Here is a 255-nt window from a genome sequence, read left to right as displayed (position 1 = left end):
TGAAACAAGTTCACTCGAAAGTTCTTCAGAAGGTCGTACAACGGCTGTACGATAACCTCTCAACGCTCCGAGGGCGAAAAGAGAACGGCTACCGCGTCGGGACGCTCAACTGGAAAGCACCGAGCGAATACCGCAGTTTCACCTACAGTCAATCCGGCTTCAAGCTCAAGAACACGAGCGGTCAGACTCGACTGTGGCTCTCGAAACTCGGTGAAATCCCCATCACCTTCCACCGCGACCTCCCCGATGACGCCG

General features: G+C 55.3%; 1 pseudogene. It reads left to right on the top strand.

The window, feature by feature from the left end:
• A pseudogene (locus O2S87_RS19230) lies at positions 1-255 on the top strand (RNA-guided endonuclease TnpB family protein); the annotation flags it as partial.

This window comes from Halohasta sp. A2, from assembly GCF_056175805.1.
The sequence above is the reverse complement of the archived record's forward strand: the minus strand, read 5'-3'. Positions and strand labels throughout refer to the sequence as shown.